This is a genomic window from Actibacterium sp. 188UL27-1, assembly GCF_016901225.1.
Classification (GTDB): Bacteria; Pseudomonadota; Alphaproteobacteria; order Rhodobacterales; family Rhodobacteraceae; genus 188UL27-1.
In genome coordinates, this window is the sequence record NZ_JAFEUL010000009.1 from 136,945 (window position 1) to 163,304 (window position 26,360).

The following is a 26,360-nucleotide window of genomic DNA, read 5'->3' on the forward strand; positions in this document are numbered from 1 at the left end:
GTCCTTGCGTTGCGGTGCCTATAGACCCAAGGGATAAGGGGTGCAATCCAAGGGAACAGGCCATGAAAGACGACAGAAAGACCGCGTTCCGACACGCCAGCCAAGATATCGAAACGGCGCACCAGGTTCCGCAGACACCCCAGACCCAGTCCCAGGCCTATGAATTGGCTTTTGCTGATGACGCATTTCTGTGCCGCCAGGAACTCCGGCCGGTTCGGCTGCAGCTTGAGTTACTCAAGACCGAGATGCTGATGGAAGAGGCGGGCATCAACTCGACCATCGTTCTGTTCGGCGGAGCCCGGATTCCGGCCCCCGCCGCAAAGGCGGACGCGCGCACCAAGACACTGGCAGACCTGTCCCAGTTCTATCAAGAGGCCCAGCGCTTTGCTCAGCTGATGACAGAGCGCTCCATGGCGACCGGCGGGTCAGACGGCGTGATCGTCACGGGCGGTGGCCCGGGCGTGATGGAGGCGGGCAATCGTGGCGCGGCAGAGGCAGGCGGACGCTCCATCGGGCTGAGCATTGTTTTGCCCCATGAGCAGGCGCCCAACGCCTATGTCACGCCTGAGCTGTGCTTCAACTTCCACTACTTTGCGATCCGCAAGATGCATTTCCTGATGCGAGCCAAGGCGATTGCCGTCTTCCCGGGCGGGTTCGGTACTTTGGATGAATTGTTCGAAAGCTTGACCCTGATCCAGACGGGGCGGATGGAGATCGTGCCGATCCTCCTCTTTGGGCGGGGTTTCTGGGAAAGCATCCTGGACTTTAAAGCATTGTCCGATGCTGGCACCATTAGCGATGACGATCTGAGCCTCTTCCGCTTTGTCGAAACCGCAGACGAGGCGGTGGATGCCATCGACACCTGGGACAATGCCGGCACGCGGCGCGGCACAATCCCCGGAAGATAGGCCATGGCCAAGCGGGAAGGTCACGAGGTCTTTACCTTGCTCGTCGAGGTTGGTCGCAAGGCAAATGACGGATTGCCAAAAGGTGCGACTGGGGCTGCGCTGATGTGTTATGCCAGCGGCGTTGATGAAGCAGAGGCGGTTCGCGAAACCGTCGCCATTCTCAAACAGGCAGATATGGCCCCCCTTGATGTCTCGGGCTACGGCACATTGGCCGAACGGCTAGACGAGGGTCATGACATATCCGACGACGAAAAGGATCTGATGGCGCGTGCGCTGGCAGAGAATTCCGTGATCGTGGCGCAGATGACACCGTTTTTCGACGATAAGAGCGGTTAATCACCCGGAAACCCGCCTTTGTCACATGTAAAGCAATCGTCCTCGCCGTCCGTCATACCTGATGGTAAGAGTTGCCCATGACAGGCTATGACCGCCGCATCTTGAGCCGACCCTCCAGCGGTGCCGTCCAGGTCGATCCAAATGATCTGTTCTTTTCGCGCACCGATACCCGCGGCGTCATCATGGCCTGCAACCACACTTTTAAACGGATCAGTGGGTATGAATACCATGATCTGATCGGCGCTCCCCACAGGCTAGTGCGCCATCCCGACATGCCAAAGGGTGCATTCCATTTGATTTGGGATCGGCTGAAACAGGGAAAACTCACAGGCGCCTTTGTCAAAAACTTGGCCAAGGACGGGCTTCATTACTGGGTCTTTGCGCTGATGTCGCCCGTTGATGGCGGATACCTGTCGGTGCGGTTGAACGCGTCAAGCGAGATGCTGCCCATGATCCAAGAGCTTTACGCGACCCTGCGAGAGGCCGAACTGTCCGGCGGAGCAACACCCGAAGAGAGCGCACAAGCATTGCGAGCGGCGTTGGCGGCCCACGGCTATCCGACCTATGGAGCTTTCATGGCCCAGGGGCTGCGGCGCGAGATGGATGCCAGAGAAGCAGTGCTGTCCTCAGAGGCCAGCGATACCGGCGCCGGGTTTGATGCGGTTCTCAAAAAAGTAGATGAAATCCGAACGGAAACGGCGGCCCTGGCCCAAACCTTTGCCAAGGTTCAGGCCATTCCGCAAAATATGCGCATACTCGCGTCTCAGCTTGAAACACTGGGTGGGCCAATCAGCGCCATCTCGTCTAACTATGGGGGTCTGTCCCGCACGTTCATGAACTGGATCACTGGCTTTCATGACGATACCAGCCAAAATTCGGAACGAAACCGGACAATAATCTACAAAAGCCTGTTTCTGATGAATGCTGCCAGGCTGCAGGAAGAGATGCAGTCACAATTCATGCAGGAACAGCGGGACCCATGTATCGCCGATGCGACCCATGAAATTCGTATCCTAAAGGAACAAACCGATAAGTCACAGGATCTGGCAAACCAGGGGTTGCGGCAGTTGGCCAACACGGCGGGGCAATTCACCGGAGCCGTCGGCCATATGAAGCGGCAAGTCATGGGTTTGAGTTCGACCAGAATGATGTGCAAGATCGAAGGGGCCCGCCTGGGCTGCCAGGCCGACGGGCTGGTCGAGATCATCAAACAACTCGACCGGTTCCAGACCGAAGTCGAAAAGCGGCTCAACCGGATCGATGGTCTGAACCGGGATACCAAACGCACGGTCGACATGCTGGTGCATGGCGGCGCGCAAACGAAATATAGATCGTACCGGCTACACCCTGACAGCGCAGCCCGGATGTTGAGCTCCGGAATGTGATTGTACGATACGATCATCATCTGATAGTAGCAATCTATCGGCTTACTCCACGACTGCGCCAAGAGGTGCACGCAATCGCAGCAGCAATGCAGCTATCAAGGTCTGCGGTATCAGACCTCGCCGAACAATCTGCACTGAACCAGAGAATAGTCCGCTGAAGGTAGGTAACGGACGTCGATCGACTAGGATCGATTGAGCCGAAGGAACCGCGCTCGACAGTTGTGTCTCCGAACAAAGCGGCTTGCATGGCGTTTCGAAGATATACGCTCTCGTTGTTTGACGACTGCTTGTCTGCATTTCAGGCGCGTATCCCAGATCTCGCCCGATTCAGCCTGCGTTTGCGATATCAGCGCTACGAAATCTCTGGCCTTTCCGACATATAGGACGGAGTTGACCCGAAAAGGCAGTTCAACAGCTATTCCATCCGCTGTTGCGCCGACGAATTGTAGCGCTGTTCGGTCAAGAGGGTTATTTGCTTATGGGCATCGTTGAGGTTCGGACTGAGAAAGCTCGACCCACATGTTCGTTGCCCTCGACCGCATTTTAAAACCCCCTTTGAGATAACCACATCACTGCGCGAGGCAGCCAATTGCCAGCCGGTCATGGCGTGATCTCGTCGCGTTTAGCCTTACCCAATACTTACCGTCCTGTCCGTTGGGACTGAACACCGACTTCTTTTGTGCCAGCCGGCATTCCATGGCCGACGAAACTGCAGTATCTACCGCCATGGCCATGAATACAGACCCCGTTGATCTGACCGCGCGTCTCGTCCGCTGCCCCTCCGTCACACCTGTCGAAGGGGGCGCACTGCAGTTGCTGGAGGGCATGCTCAGCCACGCCGGGTTTGAATGCATGCGCGTTGACCGCAATGATGTCGCCAACCTATTTGCCCGCTGGGGGCCACCCGGACACCCCAAAACACTGGGGTTCAACGGTCATACAGATGTGGTCCCCGTGGGCGATGAAAAGGCCTGGAGCCATCCCCCATTCAGCGCCGATATCAGCGGTGGCTACCTCTATGGGCGCGGCGCGACGGATATGAAATCGGGCGTCGCAGCCTTTGCCGCAGCCGCGGTGGATTTCGTGCAAACAGCACCACCAGACGGGGCCATCATCCTCGCAATCACAGGCGACGAGGAAGGTGAGGCGACGGATGGCACGCGCGCCTTGCTCGACTGGATGTCCGACCGCGGGGAGACAATGGCCGCCTGCCTTGTGGGCGAGCCGACCTGCCCGGAGACCCTGGGAGATATGATAAAGATCGGGCGGCGCGGCTCCATGAGCGCGCATTTTACGGCACAGGGCGTTCAGGGGCACACAGCCTATCCACACCGCGCCTGCAATCCCGTAACGGCAATTGCTCAACTGGCAGCGCGGCTCTCGGATCATCAACTGGATCAAGGAACCGACCACTTCGATCCCTCCACCCTATCGATCACAACGATCGACACCGGCAACACCGCAACCAATGTGATCCCCGCCAACTGCCGCATGACCGTGAATATCCGCTTCAATGACACCCATAGCGGTGCGGGCCTTTGCGACTGGTTGCGCGCACTTGCCGATGTGGTTGCAATAGAAACCGGCGCGCAGATCCAGATCAACACGCGCGTGTCGGGCGAGGCATTTATCACGCCCCCCGGACATCTATCCGCTCTGGTCAGCGCGGCCGTCCAGGCCGAAACAGGTGTCACACCGGAACTATCAACGACAGGCGGCACGTCCGATGCCCGCTTCGTCAAGGATTATTGTCCCGTCGTTGAGTTCGGGCTGGTCGGTAAAACGATGCATGCCGTGGACGAGCGGGTGGAGATCGCTCAGATCCATCAATTAAAAGCCATCTACACACGCATCTTGCAGGATTATTTCGCGAGAGGCTGAAGCGGCTTGGGCCATGACAGCCTGATAGTAGCGTGATAGGCCGATCCCATGACAGAGCTTCCGACGAAGGCGCAGTTGCGCGAGTGGATTTCCGACAATCCTGGGCAAACCTCGAAACGCGACATCGCGAAGGCGTTCAACGTCAAGGGGGCTGCGCGTATCGATCTGAAGCGCCTGTTGAAGGAGCTTGAGGCCGAGGGGCATCTGGAAAAACGCCGTCGCACCTACCGCGACCCCGACAAGCTGCCGCCCGTGACGATCCTGCATGTACTGGTGCCCACCCCCGATGGCGATCTGTTTCTGAAACCCATGGAATGGCATGGAGAAGGGCCCGAGCCACGCGTGATCTACGTGCCGCGCCAGGCCGATCCAGCATTGGGCGAAGGAGATCGTATTCTGGGACGCCTGGCCGAGGTGAAGGGCGAGGAATATCAATACGAGGCCCGTCTGATCCGCCGCATCGGGCAGAACCCCAAACGCGTTTTGGGGGTTTTTCGCAAACAGACCGAAGGCGGGCGGATCGTCCCCATCGACAAGGGCGATGACAAGGAATGGCATGTGCCAACCGGTGCCACAGGCGGCGCGCAAGACGGAGAGCTGGTCGAGGGCGAACAATCCAGTCCGCGCAGTCGCATGGGTCTGCCCCAGGCGCGGATCACCGAACGACTGGGTGATCCCTCGGCCCCCAAGGCGGTCAGCCTGATCGCGATCCACCAGCATGGCATCCCCGATGATTTCCCTGACGATGTTGTGGAAGAGGCAGATCGCCAAAAACCGGCCGGTTTGAAGGGGCGCGAGGATCTGCGGGACCTGCCGCTGATTACAATCGACCCCAGCGATGCCCGCGACCATGACGATGCGGTCTATGCTATGCCCGACCCCGATCCAGAGAATGAGGGCGGGCATGTGGTTTGGGTCGCGATTGCGGATGTGGCATATTACGTCTGCCCGGGCTCTGCCCTTGATCGTGAGGCGCGGATGCGCGGCAACTCCACCTATTTCCCCGACCGGGTCGTGCCGATGCTGCCGGACCGTTTGTCGGGTGATCTGTGCTCGCTCCATGAAGGGGTGCCGCGGGCGTGTCTTGCCGTCCGGATGCGGTTGAGCGCGGAGGGAGCACTGGTAGGGCATGACTTTCATCGCGGGCTCATGCGTTCCGCCGCATCACTGAACTACGAAGAAGTTCAGGACGCCATGGATGGCGCTCCGAACGACAAATGCAAACCGCTGATGAAGACGGTATTGGAGCCGCTTTACGCCGCGTACCACGCTGCCCGAAAGGCGCGGGAGGCGCGGCAACCGCTGGATCTGGACCTGCCGGAGCGGCGGATCGTGCTGTCGGATGCTGGGGAGGTGACCTCGGTCAATTTCAAGGACCGGCTGGATGCCCATCGCCTGATTGAAGAGTTCATGATCCTGGCCAATGTCGCGGCGGGCGAAACGCTGGTTACCAAACGCCAGCCGCTGCTGTTTCGCGTCCATGAGGAGCCCAGCCCGGAAAAACTGGAGGCGTTGCGGGAAACGGCCCGGGCCTCTGGTATGACACTGGCCAAGGGGCAAGTGTTGCAGACCCGGCACCTGAACCAGTTGTTGAACGCGGCTGCCGGGTCGGATTTTGCCGAGCTGATCAACCTGGCGACCTTGCGCTCCATGACGCAGGCCTACTATGGGCCGGAGAATTTTGGGCATTTCGGTTTGGCGTTGCGGACATATGCGCATTTTACATCTCCGATCCGGCGCTATGCCGATCTTATGGTCCATCGCGCGCTGATCACCGCCCATGGCTGGGGTCAGGACGGGCTTAGCGACGCGGATATCGACGGGATGGCGCGGATGGGGGAGCATATCTCAGAGACCGAGCGACGCTCAATGACCGCCGAGCGCGACACGACCGACCGCTATCTGGCCGCCTATCTGGCCGAACGGGTCGGCAATGAGTTTGAAGGGCGGATCAGCGGGATTGCGCGGTTCGGTGTTTTCGTGAAACTGGACGGAACGGGAGCCGATGGGCTGGTGCCCATTCGGTCCTTGGGGCGCGAATTCTTTCACTATGACCGTGAGGCGCAGACCCTGATGGGGGCTGATAGCGGACGCGTGATCAGCATGGGGCAGCGCGTAACCGTGCGCCTAGCCGAGGCTGTTCCTGTCACCGGTGGTCTTATGCTGGAGCTTTTGGCGATTGACGACAAGGCCATGAGCGGTGGTGCATCGGCAAGGGGGGCACGCACGCCCAAGCGCAAGCAAGCCAGGTCCCGGATCAAGCAGGGCAAGGACAAACGCAAGGTCAAACGCCAACGCAAGTAGGCCGGCGGTGCTCCCGCCCGGCCCGGGGTCGCGCATGCTGCGCGGCCCGGTCCCGTTGGGCGTGGCGCGCATGCAAGGATCCACCCCCTGGCTGACCTGCCACTTGCGCGCGCCCTGCATGGTCAGCGCCCCTGGTCGTTATCGCCATACCTTTGGCCGGGATATGGACATTATCTGGACTTATACGCAGAGCGTTATCCGATCTTCTTCCGCCAGACGCCATTTCGATGTATATTGGTGGCAAATAAAACGGGCGAGCAGGTACCGATATGGGCAAGATCAAATCAGGTGTGATGGGTGTCATCGCGCTGGGAACGGGTATATTTGGCACCGTTGTTTACGCAGCACCAATGGCTGTGGAAACATCGATCCGGCCGTTGGAACGCCCCGGGGGCGTTGTTCAGGCGGTGACGGAGATCAAGATTTCGGATGCCGGATTTCAACGCTGGATACAGGCTTTCCGGGCGCGGGCACAGGCGCAGGGAATTTCCGAAGGCGTTTTCCAGCAAGCCTTCCGGGACGTCCACTATGACGCCAAGATCGTTGAGTTGGATCGCAACCAATCGGAATTCACCAAGACGATCTGGGATTACCTCGACAGCGCGGCGTCTGACACGCGGGTGGCCAATGGCAAAAAGGCATTGGCCCAACATCGCGGCGTTCTGGACGAGATCGAGCAGCGTTACGGTGTGGAAGCCGAGATTGTGACGGCCATTTGGGGGCTGGAAAGCGCCTATGGCGCGGTACGCGGCAACACCAAGGTGATCGAGGCGTTGGCGACCCTGTCCTATGATGGACGGCGCGGGGCCTTCTTTGAAGCGCAGTTGATCGACGCGCTGAAGATCCTGCAAAATGGCGACACCACTCCGGCCAATATGACGGGCAGTTGGGCCGGTGCCATGGGCCATACCCAGTTCATGCCCACCAGTTACCAGACCTTTGCCCAGGATTTTCGCGGCGATGGCAAGCGCGACATCTGGTCGGATGATCCAACCGATGCCTTAGCCTCGACCGCTGCTTACCTAGCGAAATCGGGTTGGATCACGGGCCAGCCCTGGGGTGTCGAAGTTGTGTTGCCGGACGGGTTCGATTACGGGCTGACCGGCCACCCGACCAAGAAATCGCCCGATGCCTGGGCCGCTATGGGGATCCGCGATATCAATGGCAACGCCGTGCCAAATCATGGTCCGGCCTCGATCCTGATGCCTGGCGGGGCCAAGGGTGCCGCATTCATGATCTTTAAGAATTTCAATGTGATCGAACGTTACAACTCCGCCGATGCCTATGTGATTGGCGTCGGCCATCTGAGCAACCGGATCACCGGCGGCCCTGCGATCCAGTCCGACTGGCCGCGGGAGGATCGCGCCCTGAAACTGGCCGAACGCAAGGAATTGCAGGAGCGGCTCAGCAAAGCGGGCTTCGACACCCAGGGCATCGATGGCAAGATCGGGCCCAAGACGATTGCCGCCATCCGCGCCTACCAGCGGTCCATGGGGGATATCCCCGACGGTTATGCCTCGCTCGCGGTTCTTAAGAAGTTGCGCTGACCTTCGGTCGCAGAACATGGGGCTTGGTCGCATCGTAAAGCGCGCTGTCGACGAAATCTGGATGCGCTGACAAGGCTGGGCCGACCAGGATCAAGGCGGTACGCGTGATCTTGGCCGCGCGCACATCCGCATGGATCCCCTCCAGCGTGCCGCGCAGGATTTTTTGATCCGGCCAGCCGACCCGGTAGCCGATGGCGACAGGGCAATCCGCACCATAATACGGCGACAGCTCCCGCACGATCTGCCGCAGATTTCGGATGCCCAGATGAATGGCCAGCGTGGCACCAGTCTGCGCGAAATTCTTCAGCGTCTCGCCCGCTGGCATACCAGTCGACTTCACGGAAACGCGGGTCAGGATGATCGATTGTGCGACCTCCGGGATCGTCAGTTCCTGCCCCAACTCCGCGGCAAAGGCTGCATAGGCGGGCACACCGGGGATGATCTGATAATCAATGCCATCCGCACTCAACCGCCGGATCTGTTCGGCGATCGCCCCATAAAGCGAGGGGTCACCGGAATGCACCCGGGCAACATCCTGACCAGCACCATGGGCTGCCACGATCTGTGCATGGGTCTCCTCCAGCGTCATCGGGGCCGTGTCCATGACAAGCGCGTCGCCCCGCGCGCAGGCTACGACCTCGGCCGGAACAAGCGAGCCCGCATAAAGGCAGACGGGGCATTCGCCGATCAGACGGCGCGCCTTGACCGTAACCAGTTCCGGATCACCGGGGCCCGCGCCGATGAAATAGACAGTCATTCGGCAGGCTCCTTCGCGCTCATCTTCTTGGCATATCCACGGGGTGTATACATGCGCGGGCCTTCGCCACGCTCGGCCAGCGCCGATTGAGACGAACCCACCAGAACAACAGTCAGCATATCAACTTCGTCCACCTCCAAGGCGTCCAGCCGCCGGTACCGTAGATATTCCTCTGGCCGGCCTAGGGACGTCGCCAGCAAAACCGGGCAATCGGCGGGGCGGTGACCCAGCAGGATCTCCCGCGCCTCGGCCAGCAAAGTACGGCGCTTTCGCGAGACGGGGTTGTAAAAGGCGATCACGAAATCACCTTCTGCCGCCGCCTTGATCCGTCGCAGGATGTCATTGCGTGGTGTCAACAAATCGCTCAGCGATATGGTGCAAAAGTCGTGGCCCAAAGGAGCGCCCGCCCGCGCGGCCGCAGCTTGCAAGGCCGACACGCCGGGCGCACTGACCACCTCAACCCGGCAGGCCGCATCGGGCAGATCGCCACGGTCCAGCAGCTCAAAGACGAGCGCGCCCATGGCATAGATCCCCGCATCGCCTGAACAGACCAGCGCAATTTCGCGCCCCTTGCCCGCCTCTTCCAAGGCATAGCGACAGCGCGCCTCTTCCCCACCCAAGGGAAAATCGGCACGCGGCTTTCCAGCAGCCAAAGGTCCCAACAGGTCGATGTACAAACCGTAGCCCACCAATTCATCAGCCTGGCTGATCAGCTTGCTGGCCTCGGGCGTGCGCCAATCAGCTTGTCCCGGCCCGATCCCTATCAGGGAAACACAGCCCCGCCCCCGACCACCCAGATCAATGATCGGCGCAGGTGCCTTGGCCATTGCGCAAGTGGCCTCTGCCGTCTTGACCTTTGGGACCACCAGGTTTGCTGCAAGCCCCGCCAAAGCCAATGCCGCCCCTTCCGACACGCCATGGCACCCGACCTCGGCAAAGACGACATCCGATGGAGTTGCCAAACGCGGAGTTTCGGCTTCCAGCTCGGCGGCTGTGAAAAGCCGGAATGGCACCTTCAACCAGTCTGCCACGGCCAACATGGCCGGTTCGTCAGCTTTCAGGTCCAGGGAGGCGATGCCCGCCACCGCCTTGGGCGGTATGTGGTTAGCATCCAACATGTTGCCGACCATGGCGCGCATGCCATCGGGGTCTGCCCCCCGGGCGCAACCCAGACCCAATGTATACTCCACCGCAACATAGCTGAGATGGGGCAGATCAAACCGCGGGTTGCCGCCGTCAAGCTTTACCAAAAGGGCGCGCGCCGCAACACTACGGGGCACGTCGATGGGAGTAACATTCGATAGATCAGCAACCGGTTTGAGCCAGTCGAACGTGCTCGCCAAGCCATAAGGCGCGCCCGATAGCAGATCCGCCATGACATCCTTTGCATGCTCCGGATTAGTCAATCGGTAACCGCTAGGCGGTTCGTCCAACGCTATGCCAAGGGCCAGATCGCCCGAGGTCGTCACAGCCGCTTTCGCCTCCAATCCTTGGGCGATCTGTCGCGCCAGACGGTTGGCGCCCCGGTGACCGCCAAGCAAGGGGATCACGACTGTGCCATCATCGCTGACCGACAAGACCGGCGGCTCGCTGCGTTTATCCACCAGCATCGGCGCTATGGCGCGGATCAAAATGCCAGAGGCGCAAACGCCAATTACAGGTGTCCCAGCCGCGAACAAATCGCGCACATGGTCCAGCGCGTTGGGGAAGAATGCATCTGCCTGATCAACACGGCCCTTACGGCCATGGACCGGCGCATCCAGCAGTGCCGCGACCCGGTGCGCAACGGCTTCGCCCGACCGGTTCAGCGCTATAATGACGGGGGTTGCAGCCATGGGTCGGCTCCTTTGGTCACCAAGATCATCGAAAAATAGGGCGCTTTTTCAGGGGCTTGTGCCAGGGGAAGGCAGCGTTCCTGGGGCAAACTGGCCCGTTCGACATACAGCGCCTGATCCGTCAGGCCCGCCGCATCGATCACCCGGCGCAGTTTGGGTAAGTGGCGGCCCAGCTTCATCACGACCGCGGTATCGGCCCGGGCAAATCGGTCTGCCAATTCCGGTTCAGATAACGGCGCCGGAATCACGCTGACCACATCGTTGCGCGACGCCAGCGGCAGCCCGGCCCGGCCCGCGCAGGCCGTCATCGACGTCACACCAGGCACGATCCTAACGGTGAACCTGTCCGCCAATCTTGCGTGTAAGTACATGAAAGAGCCATAGAAAAACGGATCCCCTTCACACAGCGCCACAACATCTTGCCCGGTCTCCAGGATCGTCGAAATCTGCTGCGCCGCCTGGTCATAGGCCGCCTGGGCCGGGGCGCGGGCAGTGGTCATGGGCAGGTCAATCCGGATCTCTTGTGCATCGGGGGGGATCGCATCGGCCGCGATCCCGCGGGCAAAGCTGTCAGCGCCGTCAAGGGTCGGATAGGCAATCACCCGGGCCTTGCAAATCAAACGGTGCGCTTTCAGCGTCATCAGTTCCGGATCACCGGGGCCCAAGCCCACGCCGTAGAGGGTACCGGTCATCGTTTGATCAAGCTCCACTGGGTTACGGGCATAGCAGGACGCCAACCATGATAGGAGCCGACTGGCTCGGCCCGGTGAACTTGCAGACGTACCAGATCGCCGCCATACCGCGTGTGCAATGCCAGCAATTGAGCCTCGGATTCCAGCGTGACAGCATTGGCGACAAGGCGACCCAGAGGACGCAGGGCCTCCCAACAAGCTGTAAAGGTTGCTTCACTCAAACCACCGCCGATAAAGACAGCATCAGGTTTTTCCAGGTTTTCCAAGGCGTTGGGGGCCTCGCCGTCAATCAGCTCCAGCCGCGGGGTGCCCAGGGCACTTGCATTGGCGGCGGCCATCATCCGACGGTCGGCACGGGGTTCCAAGCCGATGGCGCGGGCATAGCGGGCAGCGCGCATCCATTCGACCGCGACCGAGCCGCAACCGGTGCCGACGTCCCAAAGCAACGCGCCGCGCATGGGCATGAGCTTGGCGAGGGTGGCGGCGCGGACCTCGCGTTTGGTCATTGTGCCATCATGCTGGAACAGGTCATCAGCCAGGCCCGGGACACGGGGGATAAGGGCCGCGCCAGGGGCGGCGACACAATCGATGGCGAGTGTATTAAAGGGCGGCACGGTATGGCGCCAGTCGCGCGCCAGCCCATCAAAGCGCCGTTCCTGCGGGCCGCCCATGGCTGCGAGGACGGTCATACGACTGTCGCCAAAGCCGCGCTTGGTGAGGAACTCGGCGATTTGGGATGGGGTACCGGCACCGGTGGTGAGGATCACAAGCCGTTGATCTGGCTGGATAAAAGCGATCATTTGTTCGACGGGGCGGCCGTGGACAGTGAGCGTTTCGACATCGGCCAGAGACCAGCCCATGCGAGCGGCGGCCAATTGAAAGGCCGAGATCTGGGGATGGTAGGTGATCTGTGCCGGGTCGATGCTGCGACCGATCTTGGCCCCCACGGAATACCACAACGGGTCGCCTGTGGCGAGAACCACAACCCGTTGACCGTGCAGGTTTTTTATCGTGTCGATCAAAGCATCGAATGGGTGCGGCCAGGCAAGACGCTGGGCCCTGAGGTCCGGCGCAAGATCGTGGTGGCGGTCGCCACCGATGATGATCTCGGCCGCCTCCACAATGGCGCGGGTGGCGGGGGCAAGGCCGTCCAACCCGTCTTCACCGATGCCGACGATATGGAGCCAGGGCGTGTCAGACATCGGTGTTTTCTCGATGCAGAACCCATGCACAAAGGATGCACAAACCATGCATACGATTTGTGCGGTGGGGTAGGATTGCGTTCATCTTTGGATGGCTCCGGTCAGACCGCCGCTGAGGGCATTGACGGCGGCTGAGGCCATGGCGGATCCGCCGCGCCGACCGCGCAGCGCGATGAATTCGGTGCCGCGGGAGTTGGCGGCAAGTTCGGCTTTGGATTCGGCGGCCCCCACGAAGCCCACGGGGAAACCGAGGATCAGCGCAGGTTTGGGCCAGCCCTGATCGAGCCGCTCCAGCAGATGGAACAAGGCGGTTGGTGCGTTGCCGATGGCCACGATGGCACCTGCGAGATGCGGCTCCCATAGATCGACAGCGGCGGCGGAGCGGGTGGTTTGCAGGTCCTTCGCCAAGGTGGGGGTGTCCATGTGGTTGAGGGTGACGATTACTGGATTGTCTGCCGAGAGGGCGCGGCGGATGATGCCAGCGGCGACCATCTCACAATCGCACAGGATCGGCGCACCAGATTGGAGCGCGGTGTGCCCGACTTTGACGGCAGCCGGGGAATGGGCGATGCGATCCGCAATCTCGACCATGCCACAGGCGTGGATCAGGCGGGTGGCGACGGCCTCCATGCCCGGGTCAAAGCGGGCGAGGTTCGCCTCTGCCCGGACGGTGGAGAAGCTGGCCGCATAGATCGCTGCCGGATCTTTGACATAGGGGCGCATTCAGCGCGTAGCCCCGCCACGCGACGGTGGGATAGAGCGGGTTTTGATTGCAAAACCTGCGGAGTCCCACCCCGTGGAAAGCGAGGCACTATCGCCAAAATCGATACCGTCATCAAAAACACCGGGTTGGCCTGTGAGACGAGGGCATCGCCCGACCTGGAGGGTGTCCGGAACAGCTGTGTTGCTGGTTAAGGCGCAAGAATTCCAACGTTCTGCTGTCTGATACCTTGCAAAACCGCCCTCCTGGGGGAGGTGCCCGGAAGGGGCGATTGCCCACTGAACAATCGCCTGATCCCTCCACGCCGATGCCCGGCCTGTCACCCAGGCGGGACACATGGTCAGCGCCTGCGCGTTAGATCGACCGCCACGATATCGGGCATCGACCAGATTTTGTGGCTCCGGCGGGGATATTTTTGAACACATAATGGAGGCGGTCATGCCTTGGTCTTTCGGACGCTTTCGGGACCGTGGGGGTGTTTGGCATGGGGATAGGGTGCGTGGTGGTGGTGATGCCCGTGGTCATGGTCGTGACCATGGTGATGATGATCGTCGTGTGCATCCTGGGCTTCGAGGCGGCAAAGGCCTGTGCAAAACGTGTCACACAATGCGCAATCGGCGACATTGGAGCCCGGGGCGGAAGCGCCCTGACCTTCGACATGGTGGTGGTGACTTTCCTGGACGGCGCCGACCTCTGCCTCGAACCCCAGGACCTGGGTGCGGTATTTGCACATGGCGCAGTTGGGGGGCGGCACCTCGCCCACCTGTTCGGTGACGCGTTCGGCGAAAGTGGCCAGGACCTGGTCATGGTCGCCAAGGTAACCCGCCTTAAGGAATTCAATTTCGGGGTGCTGGGCTGCGACCTGGTCGGTAAAGCCATAGATCCGGTCGATCAGGATACCGGTGAAGAGGAAGTACGGAAAGACCACGATCCGTTTGTAGCCCAGGCGGGCAGCGTGGTTGAGGCAGGGTTCAACCAGGGGAAAGGTCACGCCGGAATAGCCTATTTCGCACCAGCCGAAGCCCATCCCTTCCCACAGCAGGCGGGCAATTTTGCTGACATTGCCGTTGGCGTCGGGGTCACTGGCGCCGCGGCCGATGACGACCAGACAGGTGTCGTGCAACGGCACGTCGGACGGGTTGGCATCGAGCACCGCTTGGATGCGGGCGCCGGCAGCGGCGACCATCTTGGGGTCGACGCCCAGTTCCCGGCCGTAATGCACATCAATCCCGTGTTTCGCGGCATAGGTATTGAGCACGGTAGGGATGTCATTCTTGGCATGCATCGCGGCGAAGAGCATACCGGGCACGGCCAGGATCCGTTCGCAGCCCTGTTCGCGCAGCCGGTCAAGGCCGTCGCGGATCACCGGGTTGGCAAATTCCAGATAGCCGTAATCCAGCAGCCAATCATCGGGCAGATAGGCGGGCAGCTTTTGCGCCAGCACGGCAAATTCATCGACCGCGGCCTGGCTGCGCGAGCCGTGGCCACAGATCATGACGCCAGTCTTTGGGGTTGGCATGGCGGCTTCTCCTCGGGTTCATCCACGCGAAAGCCAGCGGGCGGATGCCCGTTTGGACGATGCGAAATAGGGTCCCCGGTGCGGGTCGACCTGCCTTCGCCAACCGCTCTGGCCCCGTGGCGTCGTCTGACTGACCGTATAGGGGGCTGAGACGCGCGTCGCAAACCGATTTGCGACGGGGTTTCGGTTGGGGGCGACGACAATTTCGCGCGATCTGGCCACGTGAGGCAGGGTTTTGTGCGGTGATGCGGAGGGGGCTGCGCGCTGAGCCCGGTTTTCAACAAGGAATTCTGGGGGTAGCCAAATGGTGACATAGGCGAAGGAGCGCGACATGGGATTGCTGGTTGACGGTGTTTGGCACGACACATGGTATGATACGAAATCGACCGGCGGGGCGTTCAAGCGGTCAACAGCGGGCTTTCGCAATTGGGTTACGGCGGATGGCGCGGCCGGGCCATCGGGTGAGGGTGGGTTTCCGGCGGAAAGTGGCCGGTATCACCTTTATGTCTCCTACGCTTGCCCGTGGGCGCATCGGACGCTGATTTTACGCGCGCTGAAAGGGTTGGAGGCGCATATCAGCGTCTCGGTCGTGGATCCGGACATGATGGATAAGGGGTGGGAGATGTCCGGCGACTATCCCGGTGCCACCGGTGATCCGCTCTATGATGCGCGGTATTTGAGCGAGATCTATACGCGGGCCGACCCTCAGGTCTCGGGCCGGGTGACGGTGCCGATCCTGTGGGACAAGCGGCGCGAAACGATTGTGTCGAACGAAAGCTCGGAAATCATCCGCATGTTCAATTCGGCCTTTGACGGGCTGACCGGGAATGCGGCGGATTACTGGCCCAAGGATCTGCGAGGGCCGATGGAACCGGTGAATGACCGGATCTATGGTACGGTAAATAACGGGGTCTACAAGTCGGGCTTTGCCACGTCGCAGGCCGCCTATGACGGCGCGGTGACCGCCTTGTTCGAGACGATGGATTGGCTGGAGGCACGGCTTTCCGGGCAGCGCTATCTGATGGGCGACCGGGTGACGGAGGCGGATTGGCGGCTGTTCCCGACGCTGGTGCGGTTCGATCCGGTGTATCATCTGCATTTCAAATGCAACCGGAGGCGGTTGATCGATTATCCGAACCTGTGGGCCTATACTCGAGAATTATACCAATGGCCGGGCGTCGCGGAGACGGTGAATACGGATCATATCGTGCGGCACTATCATTACAGCCACGAGACCATCAATCCGCACCGGATCATCCCGATCAATCCCGAGATCAACTGGACGGCACCACACGGCAGGGAGAGCTTGACCGGTGTGGCGGCCTAGCCCGCCTTGCCGTAATGCTCAACCATGGCAGCAAGGTCTTCGGGCGGGGTTTCCACCTGCAGAAACGCACACGCATTGGGAGCATGCTGAAAGATCGAACCGTCGGAAAAAAAGGTGGTGTTCGTGACGAAGATCACCTTTGTGTCAGGATAGCGATAACTTGCGAAATCGGACACGGCAAAGGCGCTACCTTCGTCCAGCATGACATCCATAACGATGATATTAGTTTCTCCGCTGCGCAGGGCATGGATGGCATCGGTCTGGCCGCGCGCCATTGTCACGTCAAAGCCGAGACGTTCGAGGTGGCGCTGCCATAGCCCCCCAACATTCTCATTGCTCTCAACGATCAAAACTTTCATTTGGGCCTTTACCTACACAAATCGGGTTGAATGTCTAAAAAATGCTTCACAATTGCTAACCGAGTCTTAACGGATACCTTAAACTCGTAAACGCTTCCGTTAACGTCAACCGTCGGCTGTAATCCGCCGTCAAATACACAGAGTGATTAAATGATAAGCACGTGGATCACCGTTTGCGACACATGTAAACAGGAAAATTGGGATGCCGTTGCGGAAGTGACCGATGGTGAACGCCTGGCCGCGCTGATCGAAGGCTTGGTTAACGAAGGTGAATCGCTCGGCGTGCGCCGGCATTCTTGCTTGATGGGATGCAAGCAGGCCTGCAACGTCACGATCCAGTCAGAAGGCAAGCTGAACTACACGTTGGGGCAGTTCGATCCCGAGGAAAGCGCAGCGGCAGGCATCGTGGCTTACGCGAAGCTGCATGCAAAGAGCGAGACCGGACAGGTGCCCTACCGGGAATGGCCAGAGGCTATTAAGGGGCATTTCATAACCCGTCACCCTCCCCTGCCCGTGCAAGACTAAGCGCGCGCCATGGCACGCAAACGGGATCACGGGGGCGGCTTAGACGGCGCCATGGCCCGGTGGGGCGGACAGCGGGCCGATTGGCTGGATCTGTCGACCGGGATCAACCCCGTTCCCTATCCGGTCGGCGCCGTAAAAGCGCCTGACTGGACCGCACTGCCTGACCAGGCAGCCCTTACACATTTGCTGAGCGCGGCGCGGCGGTTTTGGGATGTGCCTGAAGGAGCGCAGGTTGTGGCGGCTCCGGGAACGTCTGCCTTGATCGCGCGAATGCCATGGCTGACCCATCAGCCCGGGGCCGTCTACATCCCCGGCCCTACCTACAATGAGCACGCAGCGGCGTTTCGCGGTGCCTGGGGGGCGTGCATCACGGAAATCGACGACACGGCGCCGGTGCATATCTATGTGCATCCGAACAATCCCGATGGCCGACTATGGCCGGATCGCGTGATTGCCGACCGCCCGCTCACGATAATCGATGAGAGCTTTTGCGACATTGCCCCCGGATGCAGCCATGTGGGCCATGCGGTTCGGCCCGGCGTGGTCGTCCTCAAGAGCTTTGGCAAGTTCTGGGGTCTGGCCGGTCTGCGGCTGGGTTTCGCGATTGCGGCCCCCCAAACACTGGCCGGTCTGGAGGATCAACTGGGGCCTTGGGCAGTGTCGGGCCCTGCCCTGACCATTGGAGCACGCGCGCTGGCGGATCGCGTCTGGGCGGATGCAACACGCATGCGACTGACGGATGATGCAGCACGGCTAGATAGGTTGGCGGCACAGGCGGGTCTGCCTTTGGTCGGCGGCACGTCCCTGTTTCGGCTCTACGAGACGGCCAATGCCGCTGCGTGCCAGGGCCAGCTGGGACAGGCCCGCATCCTGTCGCGGATCTTTCCCTATTCTGATCGGTGGATCCGGCTGGGCCTGCCCGGCACAGCCGATGATTGGGACAGACTGGAAGAGGCGCTGACCTGATGGGCGCGCCTTGGCTGTTATGTGTGGCGTTGGTCCTGGATGCCGCCTTGGGGGAGCCGCGGTGGCTGTGGTCCCGCGCGCCCCATCCTGCGGTTCTGATGGGCCAGGCCGTAGATTGGGTCGATCAGACCTTGAACCATGGCGTGGCCCGCAGGTTGAAAGGCGCGGTGGCCACGGGCGGCCTGGCCGTGATTGCCGTGGCACTGGGTCTGGCATTCTCCGTGCATTGGTTGCCGGAGGTGATCATTGTGGCAATCCTGCTGGCCCAGCGCAGCCTGGTTGACCACGTACGCGCCGTTGCCAAGGCCCTGCGCTTTGGCGTGGCACCGGGGCGGCGGGCTGTGGCCATGATTGTGGGGCGGGATACGGGCGGGATGGACAAGCAAGCCATTGCACGCGCCGCGATTGAGAGTGCTGCTGAAAACCTGTCAGACGGCGTTGTGGCCCCCGTCTTTTGGTATCTGGTCGGCGGATTGCCGGGGCTGATCCTGTACAAAATGACCAATACGGCAGACAGCATGATCGGCTATCGCACGCCCCGCCACGGGGCGTTCGGTTGGGCCGCCGCGCGCCTGGATGATGTTCTGAACTGGATCCCTGGACGGATGACCGCGGCCTTGATCGCCCTGACCCATGGCGGTTTGGGCAAATGGGACGAGATCGGGTTGGACGCGCGGCTTCACCGCTCCCCCAATGCCGGTTGGCCGGAGGCGGCCATGGCCAGAGCGCTTGACATCGCCCTGGCCGGCCCTCGCAGTTATGAGGGAGAGATGCGGACATTTCCCTTTGTCCATGCAAGCGGGCACCGCGAGATCGGCCCGGTACAGATCGACAATGCTGTCCGCGCCCTCTGGCGCAGTTGGGCTGCGATGTTGGCCGGGGTTGCCATTCTGGCGCTTGTGATTGGCTGAATTATCACCAGCACGGATACAAATCCTATTGCCCTTCGCCCGGCTTATTGCGCACAAGTCTTTGAAAATGTTCCTTGGCAGGTTTATCCGATGCGGCAGTTCCTTTCGATCCTTCTTTCCCTGACCGCAGCACCCGCGATGGCATCCGTGCCTTGCGGGGGATCATTCGGCGGATTTGTCGATCAGATGAAGGCGGCTGCAATCGAACAGGGCCACAGCGCCGACACTGTCAACACGTTCTTCTCAAGCGTGCGGCAGGACCCAAAGGTGATCAGATCCGACCGGGCGCAAGGCGTGTTCAAGATGGCGTTCATCGACTTTTCGCGCCGGATCATCAGCCAGAACCGGCTGGACCGTGGCCGGGCCAATGCCCGCACCTATGCCAGCGTATTCGACCGCGCCGAGGCGGATTACGGCGTCCCCCCGGGTGTGCTGTTGGCGTTTTGGGCGCTGGAGACGGATTACGGGGCGGTTCAGGGCGAGTTCAACACTTTGAATGCGCTGATGACGCTGAGCCATGATTGTCGCCGTCCAGAGCTGTTTCGCCCCCAGGTTTTTGCCGCGCTGGAACTGTTCAAGACAGGCGATTTCAGCCCAGCCCGGACCAAGGGCGCCTGGGCTGGAGAAATCGGGATGGTACAAATGCTGCCCGAGGATATAATCAAGAATGGCGTAGATGCGGATGGTGACGGTCAAGTCAGCCTAAAGACATCGGCCCCCGATGCGCTTTTGTCAGGTGCCAAGATGCTCAAAGGGTTGGGCTGGCGTGCGGGCGAGCCCTGGCTGCAGGAGGTGACCGTGCCCAGCGATCTGGATTGGTCGCAAACCGGGCTGACGACGCGCAAGAGCGTCGCGGAATGGGCCGATCTGGGTGTGGCGGCACGGCAAGGCGATCTGGGCCCCGCCACGCTTGAGGCGGCTGTGCTTTTGCCGCAAGGCCGCAAGGGCCCTGCCTTCCTGGCCTATCCGAATTTCGACGTTTATTTCGAATGGAACCAGAGCTTTGTCTACGTCACCACCGCGGCCTATTTTGCGACTCGGCTGAGTGGTGCAACTGTTTACAATGCCGGATCACCGGATGCCGGATTGTCCGATGGTCAGATGAGGGCCCTGCAACAGAAATTACAGGATCGTGGATATGATGTGGGCAAGATCGACGGCATTCTGGGCGCCCGAACACGAGCCGCCGTCCAGGCGGAGCAGCAGCGTTTGGGTCTGCCTGCCGATGCATGGCCAACCCGGCAATTGCTGGACAAGCTGTGACTTTTGCAGGGGCCGGGTCGCTGCCGCTACCGGGTAAACGCGGTGACATTCGACCTTCATGGGGTAGAGATCACGAACCGGAGCACTTCAAGATCGTCCCATGCCGGTCGCGGAGCGTTTTGATACCGTTCTTCACGGTTTGTATGTTGCCGGTTTCGGGATATGTCACCACGTCGTCATGACTGCGCGTGCCGACCACAAGGTAGGTGACAGGCTGATCGCTGCAGTTTTCAAGCTGATGCCCCACCGGGTGGCCCGCCTTGAACGTCGCCGCCATGCCCGGCATCATCTGGGTTCTGATATCGCCTTCAACCAAGGTGATCGTCCCCGACAGGACATAGACAAACTCATCTTCGCTGGCATGCCAGTGGAGGTTTGAGGAGCGTGAACCAGGTTCCAGCGTCTCCGTAAAGGCACCGAACTGGGTTAACCCGCCCGCATCACTGAGCCGGGTCGCCGTGTAGGCACCGATCTCGTCTTCGCCAGTCTCGACCTTCGGATCGCGCACCACGGGCACGACTTAGAATTCCACCCCGATCTGCGCCTTGATCCCGGCCCGGAACGGGTGCTTGACCAGTTCCATCTCGGTCACCAGGTCCGCGGCTTCGATCATCGGATCCTTGGCGTTGCGGCCTGTCAGCACGACATGGGTCATGGGAGGCTTTTCCGCCAGCAGGAAGGCCACGACCTCCCGCACATCCACGTAATCGTACCGCATTGCGATGTTGATCTCATCAAGTAGCACCATCTTGTTGTCCGGGTCGCGGATCAGATCCTTTGCCTTGGCCCAGGCGGCCTGCGCCATTTCGATATCGCGGGTCTTGTCCTGGGTTTCCCAGGTGAAACCCTCGCCCATGGTGTGAAACGCGCAGATGTCTGCGAACTTTCCCAGGATCAGGTCACGTTCGCCTGTGCTCATGCCCCCCTTGATGAACTGCACGACGGCGCATTGCATGTCATGGGCGATGCAACGAAAGATCATCCCGAATGCCGCCGAGCTTTTGCCCTTGCCCTTGCCGGTATGGACGATGATCAAGCCCTTTTGGTCGGTCTTGGTCGCCATGATCTTATCGCGGGCGGCTTTTTTCTTGGCCATCTTAGCGGCGTGGCGGTCGATGTCTTCGGTCATGGCGCCGGTCCTTTCGCGTGCTCGTATCATAGGGGTAGCGCGTTTGGCCTGTCACGAAAAGTAATCAGTTCTTAATCATGTTGGCGGCAATTTGAGGGCGACGCCGAGCGGAGGTCCCATGCGTATCCTCATTCCGATCTGCTTGTTTCTTGCCGCATGTGGCACCGCCACCCCCGGATTCATGGGTGCGGAGCCGACGCGGCTAGAGGTCGATGGCATGACCTTTGACGTGCGCCTGCGCGCCGACGAGGCCGAGGCGCAACGGCGCAACGTCAAGTTTGGTGTGAGATGGGCCGATGTGGCTCCCCGCGCCGGTATCGCGATTGAACGTGTGTCGGGCTGCCAGGTACGCCCCGGCAGCCTCACTGGCGACCCGTCCGTCGTGTTCGCACAGATCGATTGCGGTTAAGATCGTTATTTCACCGTGATGGTGATCGGCGGATAGGCGAAGTCATCCTTGGTATCATCCCGTTTCGCCGCCGCAACTGCGCCGGCCACCAAAACACCCAGCAATCCGGCCCCGGCCCCAGCATTCACGCGCTGCTGATTGGTCAGGTTATAGGCACTGACGGTGGCGGAGCCAGAGGCCTTATCCAACACGCATCGCACAAAGATCGCGGGAGAGTTCGGCCCGTAATCCGGCACGATGACATTGGCGGGGCTGCGGAATTTCGCTTTATAGACGCCCGAATCCATGTTGCAGGGGACGCCTGACAGCTCTGACGTCTTGTTGTCGCTGCCCTTGCCGCGGGTCCTGACCTGCACAATGTTCTGGCCCCGGAACCGCGGCACCGGATTGCCGCGCGCCCGGTCCCGCGCATAGACATCAATGCCTGATGCCTTGGACGGCACATTCGGTGTGACGGTTACCGGCGGCGTCTTGATTTCAGCAGGCGCACAGGCCGTCACGGATAGGGCGACAATGATCGCCAGAAAGCTTCGTGTCATCTGTCCCTCACACCTGGATCTACGGCGGTTGGCCCCAACCTCACATATGAGTGATGGCGGAGCCGACCTGTAACTTCAATAGCGCATGCGTCGTCACAGGGTCAGGGCAACAGCGCCTCAATGCGAGCGCGGGCGGAGTTCGATCTTGGTGTCCACAGACCCCGGTCAATCGCCTCCTGCAGGCGCTGCGCGATTTCGGTCAAGGCAGGGGCGTTGTTCTGAGTAATGAAGTCGCGCGTCTCGTCATCTTCCAGGAAGGCCGCTTCGACCAAATCAAAGTGATGGCCCCGCACGGCTCCCGTTGTGGCGGCAAAAGCGAACAGGTAATCAACCGTCGCCGCGATCTCGAACGCGCCTTTATAACCGTGCCGTTTGACCCCATCGATCCATTTCGGGTTGACCACGCGGGACCGGACGACGCGGCCAATCTCATCCTCAAGCGTGCGAATGACCGGGCGCTCAGGGCGGGAGTGATCGTTATGATAGATCGGGCGAGCCGCACCTTGCAGCGCTTGAACCGCCGCTGCTGCTCCGCCTTCAAACTGATAATAATCGTCTGAATCCAGCAGATCATGCTCGCGGTTGTCCTGATTCTGGACAATGGCTTCGGTCTCGCGCAATCGCGTTTCAAAGGCCGCCCGGGCCGGTGTGCCTTCGGCGTCCTTGCCATAGGCATAGCTGGACCAGTTCAGATAGGCCTCGGCCAAGTCCGCCGGCTCGGACCAGAGCCGTTCGTCGATCAACGCCTGCAATCCCGCACCATAGGCACCGGGTTTGGAGCCAAAGACGCGGTGCCGACTGCCTTCTGTTCTAGCCCGCGCGGCGGCAGAGTTCTGGCTTTCGGTTTCGTCCAGCGCCATCACTGAGCGAGCCGCATTATCGACCAGGGTGATCAGTTGCGGGAAGGCATCCCGAAAGAACCCGGAGACGCGCAATGTCACATCGACACGCGGCCGTCCCAGCACGCTTGCAGGCAACACCTCAAATCCAGTGACCCGCCGGTTCGCACTGTCCCAGGTGGGTTTGACGCCCATCAGCGCCAGGCATTGGGCGATGTCATCGCCACCGGTTCGCATGTTGGCCGTGCCCCAGGCGGTTAGTAAAAAGGTGCGTGGCCAATCGCCATGATCCTGCAAATGTTTTTCGATCAACAAGTTGGCCGATTTCCACCCCAAGGCCCAGGCCGTCGGCGTCGGCACGGCACGGCTATCAACGGAGTAAAAGTTCCGGCCCGTCGGGAGTACATCCGGTCGCCCCCGGGTCGGCGCGCCGGAGGGCGCAGGGGCGACGAACTGCCCGGCAAGGGCGGTGAGGAGCCCCTCCGCCTCCGCCGGACCACAGCGCGCCACGGCAGGTCGGATCTCCGCCTCAGCCTGCGCCAACACAGCAGCACTTGCGGGCCCTGGCGCAGCCGCCTCCCCGTCCAACATCTGCGCAGCCAGCATCTCCAACCGCTCGACAGTATCACCGCCAGATCGCCAAATATCGGCACTCAACCCCTCCAAAAGCTGGGGTCGCGCACCCACCCATGCGGTCGCCATATCCGTATCAAGCGGATCAAACTCCAAATCCAAATCAGCAGCGAGTGCTCGCAGCAGCGAGCCGTGTGCGCCTTGCCCATCCCCCCTTGGCAGCCGAAGCAAGGCCTGGACCAGATCCCGCTCCAATCGCCCATCGGGAGATTGACCGAACACATGCAACCCATCCCGGATCTGCGCCTCTTTCAACTCGCACAAATACGCGTCCAGTCGGTTCAGATCGCCATCCCTATCGCCCGTGAACCCTGCATCCCGATCCAGCCCCGTCACTTGCGTCAGCGACAGGATCTCCTGCCGCAAATGCGCCAGCCGCCTTGGGTCCACGCCCGCAGCCTCATAATATTCATCGACCAAGACTTCCAGATCGCGTAACGGGCCGTAGGTTTCGGCCCGGGTCAAAGGCGGCGTCAGGTGATCAATGATCACTGCCTGCGCTCGTCGTTTGGCCTGGGTTCCTTCGCCTGGATCATTCACAATGAATGGATAGATGTGCGGCATGGGCCCCAGCACCACCTCGGGCCAACATTCCTCCGACAGGGCCACGGACTTGCCTGGCAACCATTCCAGATTGCCGTGCTTGCCCATATGCACAACCGCATGGCAGCCTGCGACGTGGCGCAGCCAGAAATAGAAGGCCAAATAGTTATGCGGCGGGACCAGATCCGGCGCGTGATAGGTCTCTGTCGGGTCGACATTGTAACCCCGCGCTGGCTGCAATCCAATAAACGCATTTCCATGGGGATGGATCGACAATTTGAACCCCAATGATCCAACGGTATCGCCCCCAGTAACTGTCGGAGCCTCCGGCGGGAATATTTTTGTCAATAAGAAAGGATCATTTTCCGGCGGGCCCCATCGGTCCTCGATCTGTTGTCTAATTACATAAGGCAGCGCGCCATAGTGTTTCTGGTAAGTCAGAAGATCCAGCGTCACTCCGCCCTCGCGGTCCACCCGGTCGGTCAGCCAGTTGGTTGGCCCTGCCATGAGCGCGGCCATCAAGGCAGCGCCATCCGGCAAGTCGTCAACTGCGTAACCCGTTTCCGTCAGCAATCGCAGAACTCGCGCGGTCGCCGCAGGCGTATCAAGACCAACTCCGTTCGCCAGCCGCCCGTCCTTGTTCGGATAGTTGGCAAGGATCACCGCGACCTTGCGCTCTGGCGGAGGGGTCGCACGCAACCGTGCCCAAGCCGCTGCGAGTTCCGCCACAAAGGTCACCCGATCCCCGCGCGCCTTGTAGGTCGCAATGGAGCATTCCGTGGCATCGTCCCAATAGGCCTCTCCCTTGAACGAGATCGTACGGGACAGCACGCGGCCATCCACCTCAGGCAAGGCCACATTCATGGCGATGTCGCGTGCGGATAGCCCGGCCAGACCCTCGTCCCAAGCCTGCTCAGTTCCGCCTGACAGAACGACCTGGAACACCGGCGCGCCTTGCGCGGCGGGCAGGCAGAAGGGGTTCGATGCCCCCTCTGCCTGCTCCCCTTGATGGGGGGAACCCACGGCGAAAGAGGTCGCGTTCAGAATAACACTGGGCGGAGCTTGTTCGAACAATCGGGTTAGGGTCGCGACTGAAACTGGATCTTTCAATGAGGCTACAAAGATCGGCAGTGGCGCCAGCCCCTGCTGCAACAGGGCTTTGACGAGCCGGTTGATCGGACTCAACCCCGCGCCTTGGACCAGTGCGCGGTAAAAGATGACCGGCACCACTGGCGCAGTGTCCGCCCAGACCGCACGCACAGCATGCAAATCGCTCAACCCCTCACCGGGCCAATAGATCCCGGCGCGGAGTAAAGGGCGCGCGGGAGAAGGGCGATTGGATACGCCACGCGCCATGGCGCGCGCCCTTTCGAGAAAGAGTACAGCATTTTGCGGCCCACCCTCGACCAGGCAGGCCCAAAGCGCGTCATAATCCTCTCCGGAAACGGTCGACAGATCACGCAATTCCGGATCTGGTTTGTCATCCCCGGGAAGCGCCGCGAACGGCACGCCGGCAGCATGTAAATGGGCTGCATATTGCTCCAACCCATAGCGCCAATAGCCCGATCCACCCAGCACACGGGCAATGACCAAGCCAGATTTCACCGCGCAATCGGAGATATGCAGGTCAACCGACATCGGGTGATGCAGATGCATCAAGCTGGCCAGGCGCAGGGTTGGAGGATCGCTCATTTCGGCCCGGGCCGCACTCAACGCAGCCAGTTCGGTATCGGCTGCAGAGATCACCACCACCTCTGCCGGGCTCTGGCCCAAATCGGTGGGTTCGTCATCGTCAATCCGGCCAGGCGTTGCCGCTAGAAGATGCATCAG

Annotated in this window: 23 protein-coding genes; 12 read left to right on the forward strand and 11 right to left on the reverse strand. The window is 60.8% G+C overall.

Annotated features, from left to right (window positions below):
- Positions 1-62: 62 nt before the first annotated feature.
- The 6 genes from IU397_RS13570 (at position 63) to IU397_RS13595 (ending at position 8,361) form a co-directional block, all read left to right on the forward strand.
- Complete coding sequence (locus IU397_RS13570; RefSeq protein WP_204414463.1) at positions 63-908, forward strand: TIGR00730 family Rossman fold protein; 846 nt, start codon at positions 63-65, stop codon at positions 906-908.
- Positions 909-911: 3 nt separating this feature from the next.
- Positions 912-1,244 (forward strand): hypothetical protein, encoded by a 333-nt coding sequence (locus IU397_RS13575; RefSeq protein ID WP_204414465.1) that lies wholly within the window; start codon positions 912-914, stop codon positions 1,242-1,244.
- 77 nt (positions 1,245-1,321) lie between these two features.
- Positions 1,322-2,629 (forward strand): PAS domain-containing protein, encoded by a 1,308-nt coding sequence (locus IU397_RS13580; protein ID WP_204414467.1) that lies wholly within the window; start codon positions 1,322-1,324, stop codon positions 2,627-2,629.
- A 732-nt stretch (positions 2,630-3,361) separates the two neighbouring features.
- A complete protein-coding gene (gene dapE / locus IU397_RS13585; RefSeq protein ID WP_204414625.1) occupies positions 3,362-4,510 on the forward strand; it encodes a succinyl-diaminopimelate desuccinylase in 1,149 nt (382 codons plus the stop codon).
- A 48-nt stretch (positions 4,511-4,558) separates the two neighbouring features.
- Positions 4,559-6,814, forward strand: coding sequence for a ribonuclease R (rnr, locus tag IU397_RS13590; protein WP_204414469.1), 2,256 nt, complete (start codon positions 4,559-4,561; stop codon positions 6,812-6,814).
- A gap of 293 nt (positions 6,815-7,107) precedes the next feature.
- Entirely contained in the window at positions 7,108-8,361 is a 1,254-nt protein-coding gene (locus IU397_RS13595) for a lytic murein transglycosylase (protein WP_370541693.1), read from the forward strand.
- Here the strand turns inward: IU397_RS13595 and cobM are convergent.
- The 6 genes from cobM to IU397_RS13625 all read right to left on the reverse strand — a co-directional run bounded on the left by cobM (position 8,345) and on the right by IU397_RS13625 (position 15,087).
- Complete coding sequence (gene cobM / locus IU397_RS13600) at positions 8,345-9,118, reverse strand: precorrin-4 C(11)-methyltransferase (RefSeq protein ID WP_204414473.1); 774 nt, start codon at positions 9,116-9,118, stop codon at positions 8,345-8,347. The two genes, IU397_RS13595 and cobM, sit on opposite strands and share 17 nt — an antisense overlap.
- Positions 9,115-10,953 (reverse strand): precorrin-3B C(17)-methyltransferase, encoded by a 1,839-nt coding sequence (cobJ, locus tag IU397_RS13605; RefSeq protein ID WP_204414475.1) that lies wholly within the window; start codon positions 10,951-10,953, stop codon positions 9,115-9,117. Before cobJ ends, cobM begins: the two co-directional genes overlap by 4 nt.
- Positions 10,929-11,645: a precorrin-2 C(20)-methyltransferase gene (gene cobI / locus IU397_RS13610; protein ID WP_204414477.1), complete on the reverse strand. Its 717-nt coding sequence runs from the start codon at positions 11,643-11,645 to the stop codon at positions 10,929-10,931. Before cobI ends, cobJ begins: the two co-directional genes overlap by 25 nt.
- Positions 11,642-12,847, reverse strand: coding sequence for a precorrin-6y C5,15-methyltransferase (decarboxylating) subunit CbiE (cbiE, locus tag IU397_RS13615; RefSeq protein ID WP_204414480.1), 1,206 nt, complete (start codon positions 12,845-12,847; stop codon positions 11,642-11,644). Before cbiE ends, cobI begins: the two co-directional genes overlap by 4 nt.
- An 81-nt stretch (positions 12,848-12,928) precedes the next feature.
- Positions 12,929-13,570 carry a precorrin-8X methylmutase gene (locus IU397_RS13620; RefSeq protein ID WP_204414482.1) on the reverse strand — a complete coding sequence of 214 codons (642 nt, stop codon included), beginning with the start codon at positions 13,568-13,570 and terminating at the stop codon, positions 12,929-12,931.
- Positions 13,571-14,004: 434 nt separating this feature from the next.
- Positions 14,005-15,087, reverse strand: a complete 1,083-nt coding sequence (locus IU397_RS13625) for a sirohydrochlorin chelatase (protein WP_204414484.1) — start codon at positions 15,085-15,087, stop codon at positions 14,005-14,007.
- A gap of 331 nt (positions 15,088-15,418) precedes the next feature.
- Here IU397_RS13625 and IU397_RS13630 point away from each other — a divergent pair, with 331 nt between their 5' ends.
- Positions 15,419-16,414, forward strand: a complete 996-nt coding sequence (locus tag IU397_RS13630; RefSeq protein WP_204414486.1) for a glutathione S-transferase family protein — start codon at positions 15,419-15,421, stop codon at positions 16,412-16,414.
- Here the strand turns inward: IU397_RS13630 and IU397_RS13635 are convergent.
- Positions 16,411-16,773, reverse strand: a complete 363-nt coding sequence (locus IU397_RS13635; protein ID WP_204414488.1) for a response regulator transcription factor — start codon at positions 16,771-16,773, stop codon at positions 16,411-16,413. The two genes, IU397_RS13630 and IU397_RS13635, sit on opposite strands and share 4 nt — an antisense overlap.
- Before the next feature lie 150 nt (positions 16,774-16,923).
- Here IU397_RS13635 and IU397_RS13640 point away from each other — a divergent pair, with 150 nt between their 5' ends.
- The 4 genes from IU397_RS13640 to IU397_RS13655 all read left to right on the forward strand — a co-directional run bounded on the left by IU397_RS13640 (position 16,924) and on the right by IU397_RS13655 (position 20,438).
- Positions 16,924-17,298, forward strand: a complete 375-nt coding sequence (locus tag IU397_RS13640; RefSeq protein ID WP_239479784.1) for a DUF1636 domain-containing protein — start codon at positions 16,924-16,926, stop codon at positions 17,296-17,298.
- Between the two features lie 9 nt (positions 17,299-17,307).
- Positions 17,308-18,264: a threonine-phosphate decarboxylase gene (locus IU397_RS13645; RefSeq protein WP_204414491.1), complete on the forward strand. Its 957-nt coding sequence runs from the start codon at positions 17,308-17,310 to the stop codon at positions 18,262-18,264.
- Positions 18,264-19,175 carry an adenosylcobinamide-phosphate synthase CbiB gene (cbiB, locus tag IU397_RS13650; RefSeq protein WP_204414493.1) on the forward strand — a complete coding sequence of 304 codons (912 nt, stop codon included), beginning with the start codon at positions 18,264-18,266 and terminating at the stop codon, positions 19,173-19,175. Before IU397_RS13645 ends, cbiB begins: the two co-directional genes overlap by 1 nt.
- A 90-nt stretch (positions 19,176-19,265) precedes the next feature.
- The gene (locus IU397_RS13655; RefSeq protein ID WP_204414495.1) at positions 19,266-20,438 is read left to right on the forward strand and encodes a lytic murein transglycosylase; all 1,173 of its coding nucleotides are present in this window, start codon (positions 19,266-19,268) and stop codon (positions 20,436-20,438) included.
- A 70-nt stretch (positions 20,439-20,508) separates the two neighbouring features.
- Here IU397_RS13655 and IU397_RS13660 read toward each other — a convergent pair whose 3' ends face one another.
- Together IU397_RS13660 and cobO are read right to left on the reverse strand one after the other, a co-directional pair.
- Positions 20,509-20,955: a cupin domain-containing protein gene (locus tag IU397_RS13660; RefSeq protein ID WP_204414497.1), complete on the reverse strand. Its 447-nt coding sequence runs from the start codon at positions 20,953-20,955 to the stop codon at positions 20,509-20,511.
- Positions 20,956-20,958: 3 nt separating this feature from the next.
- Positions 20,959-21,567 carry a cob(I)yrinic acid a,c-diamide adenosyltransferase gene (gene cobO / locus IU397_RS13665; protein ID WP_204414499.1) on the reverse strand — a complete coding sequence of 203 codons (609 nt, stop codon included), beginning with the start codon at positions 21,565-21,567 and terminating at the stop codon, positions 20,959-20,961.
- Between the two features lie 118 nt (positions 21,568-21,685).
- On the opposite strand from cobO, the gene IU397_RS13670 reads away from it, so the two are divergent.
- Complete coding sequence (locus tag IU397_RS13670; RefSeq protein ID WP_204414501.1) at positions 21,686-21,976, forward strand: hypothetical protein; 291 nt, start codon at positions 21,686-21,688, stop codon at positions 21,974-21,976.
- Between the two features lie 5 nt (positions 21,977-21,981).
- On the opposite strand, the gene IU397_RS13675 is transcribed toward IU397_RS13670, so the two are convergent.
- Both IU397_RS13675 and cobN read right to left on the reverse strand, forming a co-directional pair.
- The gene (locus IU397_RS13675) at positions 21,982-22,515 is read right to left on the reverse strand and encodes a hypothetical protein (RefSeq protein WP_204414503.1); all 534 of its coding nucleotides are present in this window, start codon (positions 22,513-22,515) and stop codon (positions 21,982-21,984) included.
- Positions 22,516-22,616: 101 nt separating this feature from the next.
- Positions 22,617-26,357 (reverse strand): cobaltochelatase subunit CobN, encoded by a 3,741-nt coding sequence (cobN, locus tag IU397_RS13680; RefSeq protein WP_204414505.1) that lies wholly within the window; start codon positions 26,355-26,357, stop codon positions 22,617-22,619.
- Between the last annotated feature and the right edge of the window lie 3 nt (positions 26,358-26,360).